The 18559-nt window shown below is 47.0% G+C and carries 13 protein-coding genes; 10 read left to right on the forward strand and 3 right to left on the reverse strand.

The window, feature by feature from the left end:
- The first annotated feature begins 3 nt into the window (after positions 1–3).
- Positions 4–6528, forward strand: a complete 6525-nt coding sequence (locus AAKU64_RS05415; protein ID WP_354361631.1) for a hybrid sensor histidine kinase/response regulator — start codon at positions 4–6, stop codon at positions 6526–6528.
- 88 nt (positions 6529–6616) lie between these two features.
- Here AAKU64_RS05415 and AAKU64_RS05420 read toward each other — a convergent pair whose 3' ends face one another.
- On the reverse strand, positions 6617–8134 hold the full coding sequence (locus tag AAKU64_RS05420) for a cryptochrome/photolyase family protein (protein ID WP_354361632.1): 1518 nt from the start codon (positions 8132–8134) through the stop codon (positions 6617–6619).
- A 98-nt stretch (positions 8135–8232) separates the two neighbouring features.
- Between AAKU64_RS05420 and AAKU64_RS05425 the strand changes: the two genes are divergently transcribed.
- The 9 genes from AAKU64_RS05425 to AAKU64_RS05465 all read left to right on the forward strand — a co-directional run bounded on the left by AAKU64_RS05425 (position 8233) and on the right by AAKU64_RS05465 (position 16374).
- Positions 8233–8955 (forward strand): YqgE/AlgH family protein, encoded by a 723-nt coding sequence (locus AAKU64_RS05425; protein ID WP_354361634.1) that lies wholly within the window; start codon positions 8233–8235, stop codon positions 8953–8955.
- A 14-nt stretch (positions 8956–8969) separates the two neighbouring features.
- Positions 8970–9422, forward strand: a complete 453-nt coding sequence (gene ruvX, locus AAKU64_RS05430; RefSeq protein ID WP_354361636.1) for a Holliday junction resolvase RuvX — start codon at positions 8970–8972, stop codon at positions 9420–9422.
- A 58-nt stretch (positions 9423–9480) separates the two neighbouring features.
- Positions 9481–9993 (forward strand): bifunctional pyr operon transcriptional regulator/uracil phosphoribosyltransferase PyrR, encoded by a 513-nt coding sequence (gene pyrR / locus AAKU64_RS05435; RefSeq protein WP_354361638.1) that lies wholly within the window; start codon positions 9481–9483, stop codon positions 9991–9993.
- A complete protein-coding gene (locus AAKU64_RS05440; protein WP_322121374.1) occupies positions 9986–10945 on the forward strand; it encodes an aspartate carbamoyltransferase catalytic subunit in 960 nt (319 codons plus the stop codon). Before pyrR ends, AAKU64_RS05440 begins: the two co-directional genes overlap by 8 nt.
- Positions 10946–11088: 143 nt before the next feature.
- Positions 11089–12372, forward strand: a complete 1284-nt coding sequence (locus AAKU64_RS05445) for a dihydroorotase (RefSeq protein WP_354361640.1) — start codon at positions 11089–11091, stop codon at positions 12370–12372.
- A gap of 269 nt (positions 12373–12641) precedes the next feature.
- Positions 12642–13382 carry a lysophospholipid acyltransferase family protein gene (locus AAKU64_RS05450; RefSeq protein ID WP_354361642.1) on the forward strand — a complete coding sequence of 247 codons (741 nt, stop codon included), beginning with the start codon at positions 12642–12644 and terminating at the stop codon, positions 13380–13382.
- Positions 13383–13524: 142 nt separating this feature from the next.
- Complete coding sequence (locus AAKU64_RS05455; protein ID WP_354361644.1) at positions 13525–13737, forward strand: hypothetical protein; 213 nt, start codon at positions 13525–13527, stop codon at positions 13735–13737.
- Positions 13738–13788: 51 nt separating this feature from the next.
- Positions 13789–15525 (forward strand): tetratricopeptide repeat-containing diguanylate cyclase, encoded by a 1737-nt coding sequence (locus AAKU64_RS05460; protein WP_354361646.1) that lies wholly within the window; start codon positions 13789–13791, stop codon positions 15523–15525.
- A 21-nt stretch (positions 15526–15546) separates the two neighbouring features.
- Positions 15547–16374 carry an SAM-dependent methyltransferase gene (locus AAKU64_RS05465; RefSeq protein ID WP_354361648.1) on the forward strand — a complete coding sequence of 276 codons (828 nt, stop codon included), beginning with the start codon at positions 15547–15549 and terminating at the stop codon, positions 16372–16374.
- Between the two features lie 207 nt (positions 16375–16581).
- On the opposite strand, the gene AAKU64_RS05470 is transcribed toward AAKU64_RS05465, so the two are convergent.
- The gene (locus tag AAKU64_RS05470) at positions 16582–17445 is read right to left on the reverse strand and encodes a symmetrical bis(5'-nucleosyl)-tetraphosphatase (RefSeq protein ID WP_354361650.1); all 864 of its coding nucleotides are present in this window, start codon (positions 17443–17445) and stop codon (positions 16582–16584) included.
- Complete coding sequence (gene hemH / locus AAKU64_RS05475; RefSeq protein WP_354361652.1) at positions 17442–18548, reverse strand: ferrochelatase; 1107 nt, start codon at positions 18546–18548, stop codon at positions 17442–17444. The genes AAKU64_RS05470 and hemH overlap by 4 nt, the downstream gene beginning before the upstream one ends.
- Positions 18549–18559 lie beyond the last annotated feature (11 nt).

Genomic DNA, 18559 nt, shown 5'->3' on the forward strand with positions numbered 1-18559 from the left:
CGCATGACATCTGATTTTTCAAATTCGCAAGAAACTTCCCAAGAGCAGTTTGATATTGGCCCACTCTCTTGGGTCATGGGCGAAGTTCGCGAAGCCATAACCAGTGCCGGAAAATTGTTGTCGGATGCAGTTTCCCAAGACGACGACAGCAAATCTACTATGTTGCTTCATGCAAAAAGCTATTTGCATCAAGCGCATGGTGCTTTGCAGATTGTTGATATTGACGGCGTCTCTATCGTCACGGAAACAATTGAGGATCTGGTCGAGCGCTTGCAAACAGGACAGTTGGAAATGTCTCAATTGCATGTTGATGTGATCAACGATGCTTTCCATGCCATTTTGCGTTATCTGGAAGATTTATTGTCTGGCAGTGCGCATCAACCTGTCCGTTTATTTCCTTATTACCGTGCTTTGTTACAACTTAAAGGCGCGGAAAGAATTCATCCTGCTGATTTGTTTTTTCCTTCACTGTCGGTTCAAGAACATATCCCTGAGCTGACACTAAGTTCTAAGATCGTTAAGGTTGATTACACCCATATCAGACAGCGGTTTGAGAAACTTCTGTTGGTAGTATTGACCAATAAAGATCATGCGCAGCAATTGCAAGCTGTACAGACTATGCATGATTTAATCGCTGAGATCGAGCAGGTACAAACTACTGCGCAGACAAAAGCCTTTTGGTTAGTGATGCGTGGCTTTGCAGAAGCGGTATCCAAAGGTTCGATCAAAAATGAACAGTATGTAAAACAGATTTTTGGACGCATTAATTTACAGATACGTCGCTTGGTTGATGGTGTCTCTAGTATTCCGGAACGCTTATTACGCGATGCATTATTTTTCATTGCACAGGTTGATCAGCCTTCTGAATTTGTTGCACAAATTCGTCGTGCCTACCAATTAGATAATCAAGTTCCGCTCGATTATGATCAAAAGAATTATGGAAAAATTCCCGCTAATATTCTGGTAACTGCCAAAGAGCAAGTCGCAAATTTAAAAAATTTGTGGGGCAGGATTGCGAACGGCGATATGAGTGTTGCGGATCGTTTTTCGCAAAAAATGAAAGATCTGGCAGAGAGCGGCTCTCAATTGAACTCTCCGGCTCTGTCCAAATTGCTGCGCGAATTGAGTGGGATTTCGCGCCACGCGGCACATACTTCGGATAACAGTAAGATTGGCATGGAGTTGGCCACTAGTTTGTTATTCGTTGAGAATGCACTAGACCAAATTGCACGTCTGCCAGCACATTTCTCTGAGCGTGCCGATGAAATCACAACGCGTTTATTGTCGCTAGTGTCTGGTGACGAACCGCCGAATCAGGCTGCGTGGATGGGGGAAATTTCAAGAGAAGCTCAGCAAAGACAGACGATGTCGGTTCTGGTTACAGAGATGCAGTCCAGTTTGCGCCAGGTTGAAAAAATCTTGGACGAATATTTCCGAGATCCTAATAGTTTAGATGTCCTGACGCCGGTCGATCCAATTCTGCATCAAATTGGCGGTGCGCTAGCTATTTTAGATCAAGATGATGTAATGCTTTCAGTAGAGCATACGCGTAAAGTGATAGGCCAGTTCGCCAGTATTGCTGGTACTGAGCATGCCGAAAATTCGTACCAAAATGTAGCGCAAAATATTGGTGCTCTATCATTTTTTATCGAAATATTGCAATCGCAACCAGATACCGCAAAGAAAAAATTCAGTTTTGATACAGAGGCAGGCTTACTTCGTACGAAGCTGTTAGACAAAAATTCAGACAAAGAATTATTGCCGACTTCGCTAAATGCGTCTTCATCATCTTCAGACATCAATATCACTAACGATATTGGTCATGCGGCAAGTCATACAACTGATACAGTTGTGACCGCTGAACAAGAGCTATTAAATCAGCAGCATCAATCCGATATGCTGGTCGCTTCATTAGTGGAGCAGCCGGGTAATTCTGAACTGCAAGCACAACTAAAAGATTCTCTCGAGTCAGAGCGTTCAGTTGCTACTTTGTTAGACGATGCAGAGGCTAATACCAGAGCCAAAGCAGCTATAGATTTGTTAGATAAGGCAGATGCGACGATGTCGCAAGATTCTTTGAATGAAATCGTTGCAGCGACGACGCATACAGTCACTGAATCTACGCCAACTTATGTACCTGAATTGCCTGAGGGTGATGAGGCAATTGATGCCGAGTTATTGGAAATTTTCCTGACAGAAGCGGATGAAGTATTAGAGTTTGTCCGCAAGACTGTGCCTCATTCCAGACTCAATCCAAATAATCAAGAAGACCTGACTAGCTTGCGTCGCTCTTTCCATACTCTAAAAGGAAGTGGGCGGATGGTTGGTCTGACTGTCTTTGGTGAGGCCGCCTGGAGCATAGAACAGGTGATGAATCTGTGGCTATCTGAGTCGCGCAACGGTAATGAAAATTTATATGCATTGCTTGATAAAGCTGCGGATGAATTAACTGTATGGGTAGAAGATTTAAAGCAATCTGGCTACTCAACGAGAAATGGTCATGCTGTTATTGCCGCTGCTGAGAGGATGAAGGCGGGACAAGATTATTCATATATAGAAGAGCAGCAAGCTACGCCATTAAGTGAAATAGCAAATGAAGTAGTTGGCACCCCAGCGTTACAAGAAAGTATCGATGCTGAGCCTGAAGTTTCTGAGATAGTAGCTACTCAGGTTGTAGAGGAAAATACCTCTGCGACTGAACACGAGTCAGTAGAGGAAGTAATCCAAGCGATCGCACTCGAGGATGAGGCGGACGATTTACATAGTGAGGCATTGACTGAGCATGCTGACCTGGCCGCTTTTGTGGCAGAAATACCTGCACATGCCGAGTTGCAAGAGCAGGACAGTCCAATATTAGACGAGCCTTCGCATGATTTGCTGGTTGCGTCTCCGAATGCGGACAATCTTCCTGATTTAAATGTTGACGATGTTTTGCCTGTTTTGCCACTATTAGATTCGACAAACTTAAATTCTGCCAACCTAGACGTAACGAATTTAGATGCTCCTGATCAGGTCGCCGATACTCAAGATACTAATCAAGTTAGCGAATCTGCAGATACAGCTCATGCCACTGCATTGACTGATAATTTGATCGGCACTAGCAGTGCTCAAATTATTGAATTCCCTGATTTGTCCAAGCCTTTATCAACGCAAGATGATAATGTCAAACGTATTGGCGATATCGAAATTAGTTTGCCATTACACACGATTTACATGGCAGAGACGGATGAAATTGTTCGCTTCTTGGCGCAGGACTTTGCAGAATGGCGACACGAGCCACATCGCCCAGTATCTAAGCACGCAGTTCATGCAGCACATTCTTTGGCCGGTAGTTCTGCTACTGTCGGATTGAAAGCGGTGCAAGAATTAGCGCATGGTTTAGAAATGGTTTTGCAGCGCTTGGAACGCCACCCTGTCACTTTAGATAATGCTGAATATGACGTAGTAGATCACAGCGTCGATGCGGTTAAATCAATGCTGCAAAAGTTTGCCTTATCAGAAATGGCTGAACATGCCCCAACTGAAGTGCGCCAATTAGAGAAATTGCTGCAAGCAATTATCGGGCGGTCAGATGCTGGTGCCGATGATGAGTTCATTACATCCACAAATGAAAAACTTGATTTAAACGACCTTAGCGAATCACCTGATATTGTTGAGACTAAGGATTTAGCTGCTCAGTCCGATTCTTTCGTAGAAAATTCAATCGATACTGCAGAGGATGTTTCTGCTGAAACCACTGAATTTGAAGCCTCTGAAGTTCATGGAGAAAATGCAGATACTTCTCTTGTTGATATTTCGCAGCATGATGTCCCTGAATTAACTGCATCTTTAGGCAATCAAGACTTAGTTGCTACTGAGCACCCCGTGTTAGAAGTTGCTGAGATGCCGGTAGTTAAGGATACTCATCAGGCTACCTTAGCTTCACCTCCAGTTCTAGAGTTGAGTGAGCCAGACCCAGAGCCGGAAGTTCAAATCATAGAAGTTATAGCGCAGCCGCTGGAGACCCCAGCGCCTGCAGATGTATTGGCAGAAACTATCGTTGCCAGCGCATACGAACCTGCGGTATTAAGCTCAGATCCTGATCTACGCATTAAAGATGATCTCGATCTTGATTTGCTGCCAGTATTTATCGAAGAGGGCCACGATTTGTTGCCTATGGTTGGGCAGCTATTGCGTACTTGGAAGCAGCAACCAGAAGAGATCGCGGTACCACAATCTATTCTGCGTTTGATGCATACAATTAAGGGTAGTGCTCGGATGGCTGGTGCGATGGAATTGGGTCAGCACACTCATGATATGGAAACTCGCCTTGAAAACCTGATGCACGCAGGTGCTGGCGGGGTGGCACGATTATCCTTGATGGATGATCTGCTGATGCGACACGATTACAGCATGCAATTGTTTGACCGTTTGCAAAATCCAAATGCGGTCGAAGTACAAGCGCCAGCAGCACCACTTACTGCAGCGCAAGAGCTAGATCAGTTCCAAGAGACTTTGAGTGCGCCAGTTGCTGAAGTAGTGCAAACACCAAGAGAATTGGTAAGCCTGACCTCGATTTTGCCGCTGCAGTCTTCCAGTCCGTCATTTAATAAAGCGGTCAGTTCCACGCCTCGTACCACTGTGCCAGCGGCTACAACACCCGCAGCACCGGTGCCGTTGGTGCGGGTACGAGCAGATATTTTGGATCGTCTGGTCAATCAGGCCGGTGAAGTTTCTATCTCTCGCTCCAAACTAGAAAATGAAGTAAGCACCTTACGTACTTCGTTAACTGAATTGACCGATAACGTAAATCGCTTGCGCGATCAATTGCGTGAAGTAGAAATTCAGGCAGAAACGCAAATTACATCGCGTATGGCGATGTCAGGTGATCGTGAATTTGATCCATTAGAATTCGACCGGTTTACCCGTTTGCAAGAACTGACACGGATGATGGCAGAGAGCGTCAGCGACGTATCTACTGTGCAAAATAACTTGACTCGTACGATTGACAATGCATCCAATGACTTGCATGTGCAAGCGCGCCTGACGCGTGATTTGCAGCAGGATCTGATGCGTGTTCGTATGATTCCGTTTGCTAGTATCTCTGAGCGTTTATATCGTGTGACACGTCAGACTTCAAAAGAGGTTGATAAGCGCGTCAATTTAGATATTCGTGGCACTTCAGTTGAGATCGATCGTAGCGTGTTGGAAAAAATGGTTGGACCTTTCGAACATTTGTTACGTAACGCTATTGTCCATGGCATTGAGTCACGCGAATCACGTCGTCAAAATGGAAAAGAAGAAACAGGTGAATTGCTAGTTGAAATTCGTCAGGAAGGTAACGAAGTGGTGATCCACTTTACTGATGATGGCCAAGGTTTGAATCTGGCACGTATCCGCGAAAAAGCCAAAACGGTAGGTTTGCTTGGCTATGACGAAAGCGCTAGTGATGCTGAAGCCGTTAACATGATTTTTGAGCCTGGCTTCTCAACTGCCAACGAAGTAACCGAGTTAGCCGGGCGCGGTGTTGGCATGGACGTAGTTCGCTCTGAAGCTGCATCCTTAGGCGGTCGGGTTGAGGTAACTTCTGTCGAGGGTAAAGGTGCGCACTTTACTATTCACTTACCACTGACTTTGGCTGTGACTCAAGTGGTTATTTTGAAGTCAGGTGGAAAAACATTTGCGGTGCCGTCCGTCTTGGTAGAGCAAGTACAGCAACTGAAATCGGCTGTATTAGCTAATGCCTATAACGACGGCGCAATCATGTGGCAAGGCAATCGCGTTGCCATGCATTATTTGTCTACCTTGCTTGGTGAGAATGAAGTTGCACCGACTTCTCAGCAATACACACCTTTATTGATTATGAAGAGTGGTGCTGAGCGCGTCGCAATTCATGTTGACGATATCGTCGGTAACCGCGAGGTTGTGGTTAAAAATATTGGACCACAATTAGCGCGTATGGCAGGTATTGCTGGCGCAACGGTGTTGGGTTCAGGCGAAATTGTTTTAATCCTTAATCCTGTGCCTTTGGCATATAGAATGGAGCACGAACATGCTCGCCATCCTAGTGCAACACCAACGCCAGAAAATCCAGATATGGGTGCCGTCGCTAATCTCAATACCGAGCCAAGTAAAGTCCAATCGGTTCCAGTACAAGGTTTGCGGACTCAGCACACTATTATGGTGGTGGATGATTCGTTGACCGTGCGCCGGGTTACACAACGCTTGTTGACGCGTGAAGGCTACCAGGTTGTGTTGGCAAAAGATGGCATTGACGCGCTGGAACAATTGCAGTCAGTTACTCCCGATGTCATGCTGGTAGATATTGAAATGCCGCGCATGGATGGCTTCGATTTGACGCGCAACGTACGCAGTGATGCACGTACCAGTCATATTCCTATCATCATGATTACATCACGTACTGCGGATAAGCATCGCAATTACGCGCAGGAGTTAGGTGTAAATGAATATTTTGGTAAGCCGTACCGCGAGGACGATTTATTGGGAGCGATTGTGCGCTTCGTAGGTAAAGAAGCCGTTGTCATTTAATTTTCTCCACCTGAGAAGTTCAATTTTAGATCAGCTTCTTGATTAAACTTCTCAGTAAAAATGTTCTGATGAGTCTTAAAAATGCACCCTAATCAGGTGCATTTTTTTCGTCCGGTTTTTTCACAACGGCATAGCGTGCCAGTGTCGCCTTACGCGCCTGATCATGGGCAATCACCGGCGCAGGATAATCCTTACCTAAGCGGACACCTGCAAGTTCCAAGACCTCAGTTGTCTGTGTCCAGGGCGCGTGAATTTGCTTGTTACTGAGCTTGCTTAATTGGGGTAAATACTTGCGAATGAACTTAGCTTCTGCATCAAATTTCTCTGATTGTGTTACAGGATTAAAGATGCGGAAATAGGGTTGCGCATCACAGCCAGAAGAGGCCGCCCACTGCCAGCCACCATTATTTGCCGACAAATCAAAATCATTTAAATGTTGTGCAAAATAACGCTCACCCCAGCGCCAGTCTATCCCAAGGTCTTTGATCAGAAAACAGGCCGTCACCATCCGTAAACGGTTGTGCATATAGCCAGTCTGATTCAGTTGCAGCATGGCAGCGTCGACTAATGGATAGCCAGTACGTCCCTCACACCAGGCCGCGAATAAGGATTCTGCGCGAGCGCCACTCTCCCACTGGATGGCGTCATAATCAGGTTTAAAAGCATGACCAACTACGCGCGGATGGTGATTCAGGATCATGAAATAAAAATCCCGCCAGATCAGTTCATTCAACCAGGTTTGTGCGCCCGATTGGTCTGCCACTGTGCGCACGCAAGCCATCGCCTCTCTGACCAAATGGCGCACTGAGACAGTCCCAAACCGTAAATGTACCGATAGATACGAGGGACCTTTGACTGCTGGATAATCCCGCGCCAGATCATATCGATGAATTCGATGTAAAAAATCCTCAAGCAATTTGGCTCCGCCGGACATGCCTGCCGGTATATTCATATGGGAGTCGCTTGTGTCGCTGAACCCCATTGCCTGCAAGCTTGGTATGCTTTCATCCGGAAACGCTCTTAAGCGATCAGCATAGGTTTCAACCGGATAAGGCTTGCTATAAAAATCGCTGCCTTCTGCATAGAATTTTTTTAGCCACGCGTTTTTGTAAGCCGTAAATACTGAAAAAGTTGTGCCAGCCAAGGACAAGACCTCGTCTTTCTCAAAAATCACCTGATCCTTACGGGTATGAAGTGCGCAGTTAAAACTAGCGAGCCGAGTTTTAACAATGTTGTCCCGTGCAATCGCCTGCGGTTCGTAATCATGATTAGCGAACACTACAGAGGCATGCAACTCCGCTGCCAGTCTGGGAATTTCATCTTCAGGATCGCCATGCAGGACTATCAGACTCCCGCCCATTTTTTTCAGCTCTTGCGCTAATTCTTTGATGCTTTCGTAGATAAACCAGACGCGTCTGTCGTTGGCAGGCAGTCCTTGCAAAATCGTGGCATCAAATATAAAAACACAATATACCGCTGCGCTGTGTTTCAGCGCGGCATATAACGCAGCATGGTCAAAGCTACGTAAATCACGTCTGAACCAGACTAAAGAAACGGGCAAAATATCGGTGGAGGCAGGATGGGTTGTCGGGGAAGAAGAGATCATTTTATGAGTTAATTGACATGATTTTCAGGTGGTAATGCCAGCGTTTGCGCACCTTAGCACACATCGAAAAAGCACGCCAAAAATGCTAAAATGTCGACATGGCGAAGCAAATTAAACCCCCGAAGTCTGACAATCCAGTGCAACAAGAGCCCGAGGCTACTATTGCGCCTGATCAAGTGTCTCCTGCGTCTTCTGGCGCATCTGCTCCAAACTCCTCTGAAGCGCAACACCAACCGCAAGCACCATCTGCATCAGAATTAAATCTGACCAATCATTTTTTGATCGCCATGCCCTCCATGCTCGATCCGATTTTTGGTGGAACCGTGATTTACCTGTGCGAACATAATCAGCGCGGTGCGATGGGTTTGGTGATTAACAAGCCGACTGATTTGACAGTAGCAGGCCTGTTTGACCGGATTGATCTTAAGTTAGAAATTATCCCTAATTCCCATCCTATGCGTGAGAAGCCTGTGATGTTCGGCGGCCCCGTGCAGGATGACCGGGGCTTTGTATTGCATGCTCCAGTTGGTAAATTTTCCTCTTCACTTAAAGTAACCGACGAAATTGCTTTCACCACATCGCGCGATGTGCTGGAAGCCGTAGCTTCTGGCGATGGGCCGGAACAAGTCATGGTCAGTATTGGTTATGCCGGATGGAGTGCGGGTCAGCTTGAACAAGAAATTTTAGCCAACGGCTGGTTGACGGTAGCAGCAGATGCCAAAATTTTGTTCGACCTGCCGATAGAAGAGCGATTTCTGGCAGCGATAAAATTACTCGGCATTGATCCGCTGATGCTCGCCTCCGAGGCAGGACACGCCTGATGACAAGTCTCGCTATGTCTGCTCCAGAACCGAATACTTCCCCCATTTCCGCCCCCGCTATTGTTCCTGGTTCTATTCCTCTTACAGGCACGATATTGGCATTTGATTTTGGTTTGAAGCGTATCGGTGTTGCTGTTGGTAATACCGTGCTCAGACAGTCGCAGGCGCTCTCTATCATCAGCGCTGCTACCAATGATGCTAAGTTTGATGAAATTGCTGCGCTGATCAAATCCTGGCAACCTATTTTATGTGTGATTGGTTTACCCATGCATCCCGACGGTGCCGAACATGAAATGACACAGCGCTGCCGGCGGTTTGCTAATCAACTGCATGGCCGGTTTTCCGTGCAGGTGGAGTTGGTTGATGAACGCTATTCTTCCGCCGTCATCCATGCTAAACGTGGTGAGCGTATTGATGCACAAGCTGCGGCACTCATATTGCAACAATATTTTGATGCCACGAATTGACTCTACTAATTTATTCATTAACTGATCCTAATAACTGATTCCATCAATGAAGCTTGCTATGACCACTACGAAGCAGTTACCAGACGCAGAGACGCTTTACCAGCAATTGCTGGCGCAAATTAAGGCACGTGTTGCCAACGATGATCATCTGGCGATTGTTGGTATTTATTCCGGTGGTGCGTGGCTTGCCGAGCGACTAACTTCTGATTTAGGGCTGCAGATAAAACCTGGATTTATCGACGTCTCGTTTTATCGCGATGATTATGCCGAAAAAGGTCTGCACGCCGAGGTCAAGCCGACCCAAATTCCGTTTGATGTGAACGGTGCCAGCATTATCCTGGTCGATGATGTGCTCTATACCGGTCGCACCACGCGGGCAGCGATTAATGAACTTTTTGATTACGGTCGCCCCGCAAAAATCATGCTGGCTGCTTTACTGGATCGCGGTGGCCGCGAACTACCGATCGCCGCTGATTTCGTCGCCCACACTGCCGAATTTGAACCCTCTTCATCCGTCAATCTGCGACGTGCAGATTCAGGACAACTTAGCTTCTCAATCGATCATGCATAATCCCCAACTCAATAAAAATGGCGAACTCCAGCATCTGCTGACGATTGACGGCTTGCCAAAATCCATCGTCAATCATATTTTGGATACCGCCTCCTCTTTCGTCAGTATCAGCGACAGAGAAGTCAAAAAAGTACCTTTGATGCGCGGTAAAAGTGTCTTCAACCTGTTCTTTGAAAACTCTACCCGTACCCGCACCACGTTCGAGATTGCCTCAAAACGTTTGTCTGCTGATGTAATCAATCTTAATATTTCCGCCTCCAGTACCAGCAAGGGCGAATCGTTATTAGATACGATAGACAATCTGGCTGCGATGCATGCCGATATGTTTGTTGTGCGCCACGCCACCTCCGGCGCACCGTTTCTGATTGCCAAACATCTCAACGACACCAAGCAAAATCATGTGCATGTGATCAATGCGGGTGATGGACGTCATGCGCATCCAACCCAAGGTTTGCTGGACATGTACACCATCCGTCACTACAAAAAAGATTTTACTAATCTGACGGTCGCTATTGTCGGTGACGTACTGCATAGCCGTGTTGCGCGCTCCGACATCCACGCACTGACGACCTTAGGCGTGCCAGAGGTGCGTGTGATTGGCCCGCGTACTTTGTTGCCGGGTGGCTTAGAGCAGATGGGCGTGCGCGTGTTTAATAATATGGATGAAGGTCTCAAAGGCGTCGATGTGATCATCATGCTACGCCTGCAAAATGAGCGTATGAGCGGCGCTTTACTGCCTTCCGCGCAAGAATATTTTAAAAGCTACGGCTTAACACCGGAGCGACTGGCATTAGCAAAACCAGATGCTATCGTCATGCATCCAGGTCCGATGAATCGTGGTGTAGAGATTGATTCTGCGGTCGCCGATGGCCCGCAGGCAGTGATCTTGCCGCAGGTGACATTTGGGATCGCGGTGCGGATGGCGGTGATGAGCATCGTCGCTGGGAATTAATTAGAACTTACGCAAAACCGCCCCAACTGCGTTGTAGCTCCTAGCTGTACTAAAGTACTAACTTCGTCGCTACGCCTTGCTGGCACAATTTTGTGTAAGTCCTTTTAATATTATTACGTAGAAAATAAAGAAGAAAAACCAGAATGAAACTACACATCAAAAATGGCCGTGTGATTGATCCTGCCAACCAGATCGACGGCGTACAGGATATTTATATTGCCGCTGGCAAGATCGTCGCCATTGGTCAGGCACCTGCTGATTTTGTCGCGAATAAAATCATAGATGCGACCGGATTGATTGTCGCGCCAGGCTTGGTCGATCTCAGCGCCCGCTTGCGTGAGCCGGGTTTTGAATATAAAGCTACTTTAGAGTCCGAGTTGCAAGCCGCCATGCGCGGTGGCGTGACTAGTCTGGTTTGTCCGCCAGATACTGATCCAGTACTGGACGAATCCGGTCTGGTTGAGATGCTCAAACAACGTGCCAAAATCCAAAACAAGGCACATGTTTACCCCTTGGGCGCACTTACCGTTGGATTGAAAGGCGAAGCCCTGACAGAAATGTCTGCGCTGACCGACGCTGGTTGCATCGGCTTTTCGCAAGCGGATGTCACCATTGCCGACACCAATATATTGCAACGCGCACTGCAATACGCCAGCACTTTTGCTTACACCGTCTGGCTGCGTCCGCAAGATGCTTTTATTGGTAAAGGTGGCGTAGCCCACAGTGGGCCCTTGGCATCGCGCCTTGGCTTATCCGGTGTGCCCGTTATGGCAGAAACGATTGCACTGCACACCTTATTTGAATTGATGCGTGCGACAGGTGCCAAAGTCCATCTATGTCGTATTTCATCTGCTGCCGGGTTAGATCTGGTGCGACAGGCAAAAAAAGAAGGTTTGCTCCTCACTTGCGATGTCGGCGCGCATCACGTTCACCTGACCGATGCCGACATCGGCTACTTCGACGCCAATGCCCACCTCACGCCGCCACTGCGAAGCCAGCGTGACCGCGATGCGATCCGTAGCGCATTGTTAGATGGCACGATAGACGCCATCTGCTCAGACCACACGCCGGTCGATGATGATGAAAAACTGCTGCCATTTGCCGAGGCATCACCCGGTGCCACTGGTTTGGAATTGCTCTTGTCGCTGACTCTGAAATGGGTAGAGGACAGCCATGGCACAGTCTCCATGACGCAAGCTTTGTCGACAATCACCAACGGTGCCGCCAAGGTCGCCAGCTTGCCTTGCGGTGCGTTGAGTGTCGGCAGCGTCGCCGACCTGTGTCTGTTCGATCCAGCAGCCCGTTGGCTGGTCGAACCCAAAGCCCTGACTAGTCAAGGCAAGCACACGCCATTTATCGGCTATGAACTGCCCGGCATCGTCAAAGCCACTATCGTATCTGGTCATGTAGCCTATGAAGTGGTCTAGCCAAAGTCGCTAGTTCGTACACAGTTGGCCGACTGAAGTGCCTGTTGTTTGGCAAAAATAGGGGAGTATGGGTAATAATCATGCTTAATATCCAAGTAATATATGGACAATTAAAAATACCCACTCCCAGTATATATTTAACTAAATAGGATTTACGCAAAATTGTCCCAACAAGGCGAGCGATGACGACAGTGCTTCGCTACGGCTAGGTGCTGCAACGCGGTTGGGGCGGTTTTGCGTAAATCCTGTAAAAAAGATACAGGGTAGGCATGATAGCTTGGCGTTTTATACGTATCATCGTTCACTTGTTTGCGGGCATGCTCACCTGTGCGGTGATTTTTCCGTGGACTAGCACTGCAACCCACGAGGCGCTAATCCGCCGCTGGTCTAAAAACTTACTTACCATTTGCAAAGTCAGAGTGCGCTTGATTGATCGCGCAGCCGACTCCCTGTCAGCGCACGCGTCTTCCAACGTGCTGGTTGTATCCAATCATGTTTCCTGGCTAGATATTTTCGTATTAAATACGCTGCAACCCTGCCACTTCGTCGCCAAATCCGACATCCGAAAATGGCCACTGGTCGGCTGGCTGTGCGAAAAGGCGGGCACGATTTTTTTAGCCCGCGGCAAGCAACGCGAAGTACGTCGCATCTATGAAGGCCTGGTACACCAGATCGAAGCAGGCAAACGCATCGCCTTTTTCCCCGAAGGTACCACTGCAGCACAGGGTGCAATTTTGCCGTTCCATGCCAATCTGTTTGAAGCCGCCATCGAAGCCCGCGTCCCGGTCCAACCCTTTGCCATCCGCTATGTCGATGCTCAAGGAGCATTGCACACCGCAGCGGATTTTATCGGCGAGATGACCTTCGTCGAAAGCATGCGACTGATTTTGCAAGGCGGCGGCATGACAGCCGACCTCATTCGTCTACCAGTCATTTCAACTGAAAACGCACACCGGAGAGAGGTAGCACAAGCGGCTTGGGTATCTGTCGGCGAGGGCTTAGGTTCGTAAGCTCAATAATCGATACAAATTTTTACTTCTGGCCGCTACGTATCGAGCACAGAAGTGACAGATTTTTTCCAGTGTTTAAAAGAAACATTATAGAATCCTTAAGGCTGTACCTTATCTTTAACCCAACCAAAGGAAAACGATTATGTCAAAACTATTGGATTATTTGAATGTGCTCGACAAAGACGCAGTTGCACGCGATGCTCATAATGCTGATCCTGTAAATACAATGACAGATTTTGGATTAACTCAAGAAGAGCAAGATGCTTTTATGTCGGGTGATAAAAATCTAATAGCAGGTTTATTGGGGATTTCTTCTAGCGAACTGCCGTCTATTGAAGTATCTCAAACCTCTTAAAACTCTTTATTTACTTTTCTCTTTAGCAAGCTTTAATTGAAGGTGTATATTTTGAAGCTGATAAATATAATTGCTATTACGATATTAATCAGCCTTATATCTCCTGTTTTTGCTGATAGTAATTTAACTGTTGATGCTAGATGTAAATTAGCGGCTCAGTTTTTGAGTAGTGATCCTGAAAAAGCAAAGGCAATATTAAATCAACTGGAAAAAGAAACATCGAGTTTTACGCGGACGCAAACTGAAAAATTCCATTTGCTTAAGGCATCTCTTTTAGGATTTTCTGGACGTCACAAAGAGCGTATTGAATTGGTCAAATCTTTTATTGATCAGGTTTCTGATCCAGACTACAAAACGAAATTCTTGTATCAATTATCGGCCTCTCATACTGCACTTGGCGATTACGAAAGTGCTTTGGAAGCCATGAATCAAAGCATTTTGATGCTGCCGAAGGTTAATACGTTGATCGCGAAAATCGACATATTACAAGCGGCGATAACATTGTTTGTGTCCTTGCGAGCATATGACGAGGCACTTCAGTACACTCAAAGAATGCTCTCCCTTCATACTTCTGATGACGATCTTTCTGCAAAATGCCTTGGTAGCGCAAACTTGGTAGAAATAAAATTTCTGCAGGGTGAACGATTGATCGCAAGATCTCTAATGCATGAAACTGAAGAAATTTGTGACTTAAATGGTCGGGCATTTATTTCATTGATAGTCAAAACGCTTGGTGTGGTAGATTTAATTGATTCAGGTAATTATTTACAAGGCATAGACGCTGGCCTGCCATTATTATTTGAATTCTCGAATACCAATCAAAGTGCTGACAATGCGACTCAATTAGAAGAGGCATTGGCTCGTGGGTATCTCAATATTGGTAATCTTGTTTTAGCAGAACGATATGGCTTAGTCGCCTATCAACATGCGAAAGAGGCACATGTCGTTCAGCTTATGGAAAAAACAAGCGAAACTATGGCTGCGATTAAGCGTGCGCAAGGGCAACTTCCTATTGCGTTGGAGTATTACGGTACAGCTTTGGTCTTAAAAAATAAGATACTCGATGAGCAGCTACAAAAAAATATTGCCTATCAGCGTGTGAAGTTTGATACGCGGGATAAAGCCAATCAAATGAGCTTGTTGGAGGAAAAAAATAAGGTTCTTCATATCGAGCAGCAATTAGAAAAGCGGAACAATCAATTATTGTTGGTTGCAGTAACTTTCGTACTGGGATTATTGCTGTCTATTTTGATCTGGTTGATGAAAACCTTGGAACAAAAAAATCGCTTCCGTCAATTTTCCCAAACAGATGGCTTAACGCAGGTCGCAAATCGTATGCACTTTATGACTTGTGCGACCGATATTTTTGAAAAAAATTCTAGTGGGATGAGCATCATTTTGTTCGACATGGATTTGTTTAAAAAAGTGAATGACACTTTTGGTCACGCTACAGGTGACTGGGTCTTGAAGACAGTGACCGAGGTAGTGCAGTCTCAGCTCCGTAAAGTAGATTTGTTCGGACGGCTTGGAGGTGAGGAGTTCGCCATTTGTATGCCGGACTCGAATTCAGACACGGCCCTGCAGTTAGCAGAGCGCTGCCGCAATGCGATTGAATCTATTGACACCACCGCAAGCGGTCATCAATTCAAATTGTCCGCTAGTTTTGGTGTAGCCAGTTTTCCTGTCGGACCAAATCGTACGTTCAAAGCGACGCTGGAAGCAGCGGATCAGGCTTTATATTTGTCTAAATCTCGGGGGCGTAACTGTGTATCCGTCCATCATCAGTAGTTTTTTATCTAAAGGACGTCTATGTCCAATCAAAAGCAAGGTAAGTTAATTTGCGTCGGTACGGGCATGCGTATGGCCGGACAACTTACCCCGATTGCCCAAAGTTATATTGAAAATAGCGATATCGTCATTGCTGCCGTACCTAATATTTTCGCCCGCAAATGGCTACAAGGTATCGCTAAAGAATATATCTGCTTGCTTGGCTATTACAGCGATGTCGAGATCGAAGGGAAAGATCGTCGTGATACCTATCGCCGTATGGCCGATACGATTCTGGATCAGGTGCGTGCTGGTAAAACTGTGTGTGCTGCGTTCTACGGGCATCCCGGTATTTTTGCCTGTATCGCTCACATGGCAATCGCGGATGCCAGAGCCGAGGGTTACAGCGCTGTGATGGAGCCAGGGATTTCTGCCGAGGATTGTCTGGTGGCAGATATCGGAATTGATCCGGCCAAAACTGGTATGCAATCCATGGAGACAACCCAATTTATGATCTACCAGCATGTGCTTGATCCAACCTGTTTACAAATCTTGTGGCAGCCTGGCTTAGCGGGTGATTTGAGCTTGAAGAAGTTTGAGACTAATACCGCGCATTTACAAATACTGGTGAACAAACTGGCTCGTTACTATCCTCTTGAGCACGAAGTTATTTTGTACGAGGCTGCCACCAACCCCATGGAAAAGATGCGAATTGACAAAGTACGTCTAGGCGACTTACCGACGGCACTGTTGAGGCAAATCACGACGCTGGTGATCCCGCCAGCAAAGGCAATGCAATTTGATCAGGCTGTGATCGATCAATTGAATGCAATTGCCGAAGCGAGCAAAGTGAGTCAGCAAGCAGCGTAAGCTTGATCGCCTCGTTATGGAATTAAAACTGTAGGGTGCGCCATGCGCACCAGCAAAGATGAGTGTGGTGCGCATGGCGCACCCTACGGTTAAAATCATCGTCCAATGATAATGCGGCTTGCAGGCCATTTTCGTGCCAGAAGCCGCAGAATGATTAGACATCCAGTTTGATATTTTTTAAATCAACGCCGGATAGATCATCTAGCCTTAGCCCGGTTTTTGCTGCTGCGGGCAATCGACTTGCACTACGCTGTGATCATTCAGGCATACCGCCGTCAGCTTGCCACCCCAGACGCAGCCAGTGTCTAAACTCAACAAGTCGTCACGAATGATCAAGCCCAGTGTTGACCAATGGCCAAAGGCAATTGGTTTGCCTGCGGTCTGACGACCTGGAACGTCAAACCAAGGGAAATAACCATCAGGCGTGTCGTCCATACCCTCTTTGCTGGCAAAATCCATTCGTCCATCGCTGCTGCAAAAGCGCATCCGCGTCAGTGCGTTGACGATGCCGCGGTAGCGGTCTGCACCTTGCAGAGTATCGCTCCATTGATCGGGTGTGTTGCCATACATCTGATTCAAAAAATCGACATAGGCATCGCTACGTAAAACTACTTCTACCTCGTGTGCTAAGTTCAAGGTTTCTGCTATTGTCCATGCGGGAAAAACGCCAGCATGTATCAGCAGATGATCTTGCTCGAACAATGCCAGCGGTCGATGACGCAACCAGTTTAATAATTCTTCCCGGTCGGGTGCGGCTAAGATGTCGTCGATGGTGTCGTTGCGATGCGCTTTCCGGATTCCGTTGGCGACGGCGAGTAAATGCAGATCGTGATTGCCTAATACGCTATCAGCACGTTCACCCAGACTGCGAATCAGGCGCAACGTGGCTAGGGACTTGGGGCCACGGTTGACCAGATCGCCCGCAAATAACAAGCGGGGAGCAGGGGCGTGCTGCGGGCCTTGTTGCGGTACATCTTTGTCTATCAGCGCAATCAGTTCTAACAACTGATCATGGCAACCCTGGATGTCGCCAATGACAAATACCTTGTTAGATTGGGTTGAGGTAGTCAATGCTCTGCACCTAAACGTTTAGATTCTGAGCGGCTAATCTGCGCATCTTGTTTTTGTTTGTCGCGCATACTGACCGTCATCATCGTCGGCCAGCCGATCAGATGTTGCTCGGTAATTTCTGCTAGCCCGCGCATCCACTCTGGCGATTCATTCAGGCAGGGAATGTAATTAAATTCTTTGCCACCAGCATGTAAAAATTCATCACGGACTTCCATCGCGATTTCTTCCAAGGTTTCCAGGCAATCCGCGATAAAGCCCGGACAAACTACATCAATACGTTTGGTGCCTTGTTGTCCGAGTGCTTTTACTGTCGGGGCGGTATAAGGTTGCAACCATTCTGCGCGCCCTAGCCGTGATTGGAAAGTGACGACATATTGTTCTTTGGTCAGACCTAACTGTTCCGCTAACAAACGGGCGGTTTTATAGCATTCGCAATGATAGGGATCGCCGCGCATTAAAAAGGCTTTTGGCAACCCATGAAAACTCATCACCAGTTTGTCCGGGCGGCCATAGCTTTGCCAGTGGTTCATGATCGAGAATCGGAGTGCGCGGATGTAGGAATCATGGTCGTGATAACTTCTGACCATACGCAACTCGGGCATGTTTCTAATTTTTTGATAATGCTGAAAAACTGCATCTGCGTTAGCTCCCGTTGTCGTCGCTGAATATTGCGGGTAGGCAGGTAAAATCAAAATCCGGTCATAGCCATCGGTTTTTAATTTTTGTAAAACGGTCGGGATGTTAGGAGAGCCATAGCGCATTGCATGAGTCACATGGACCTCATGTCCACGTTCTCCTAAATAGCCTTTTAAAAGTGCGGCTTGTTTTTCGGTATGCACCTTTAACGGCGATCCATCCTTGGTCCAAATCGACGCGTATTTAGCTGCGGACTGTTTGGAGCGAAATGGCAAAATAATTAAATTTAAAATCAGCCACCAAATCATGCGAGGTACTTCTACCACCCGCGGATCAGATAAAAATTCTTTCAGATAGCGACGTACTGCGGAGGTCGTCGGCGCATCTGGTGTGCCGAGGTTGATTAAGACGACAGCGATTTTGCCTATTTTGCCGTGGGTGTGATCTGGTTCTTTGAGGAAGCGCATAGTTTTTATTA

This window comes from Undibacterium sp. GrIS 1.8 (assembly GCF_040544445.1).
In the GTDB taxonomy this organism is placed as follows: domain Bacteria; phylum Pseudomonadota; class Gammaproteobacteria; order Burkholderiales; family Burkholderiaceae_D; genus Undibacterium.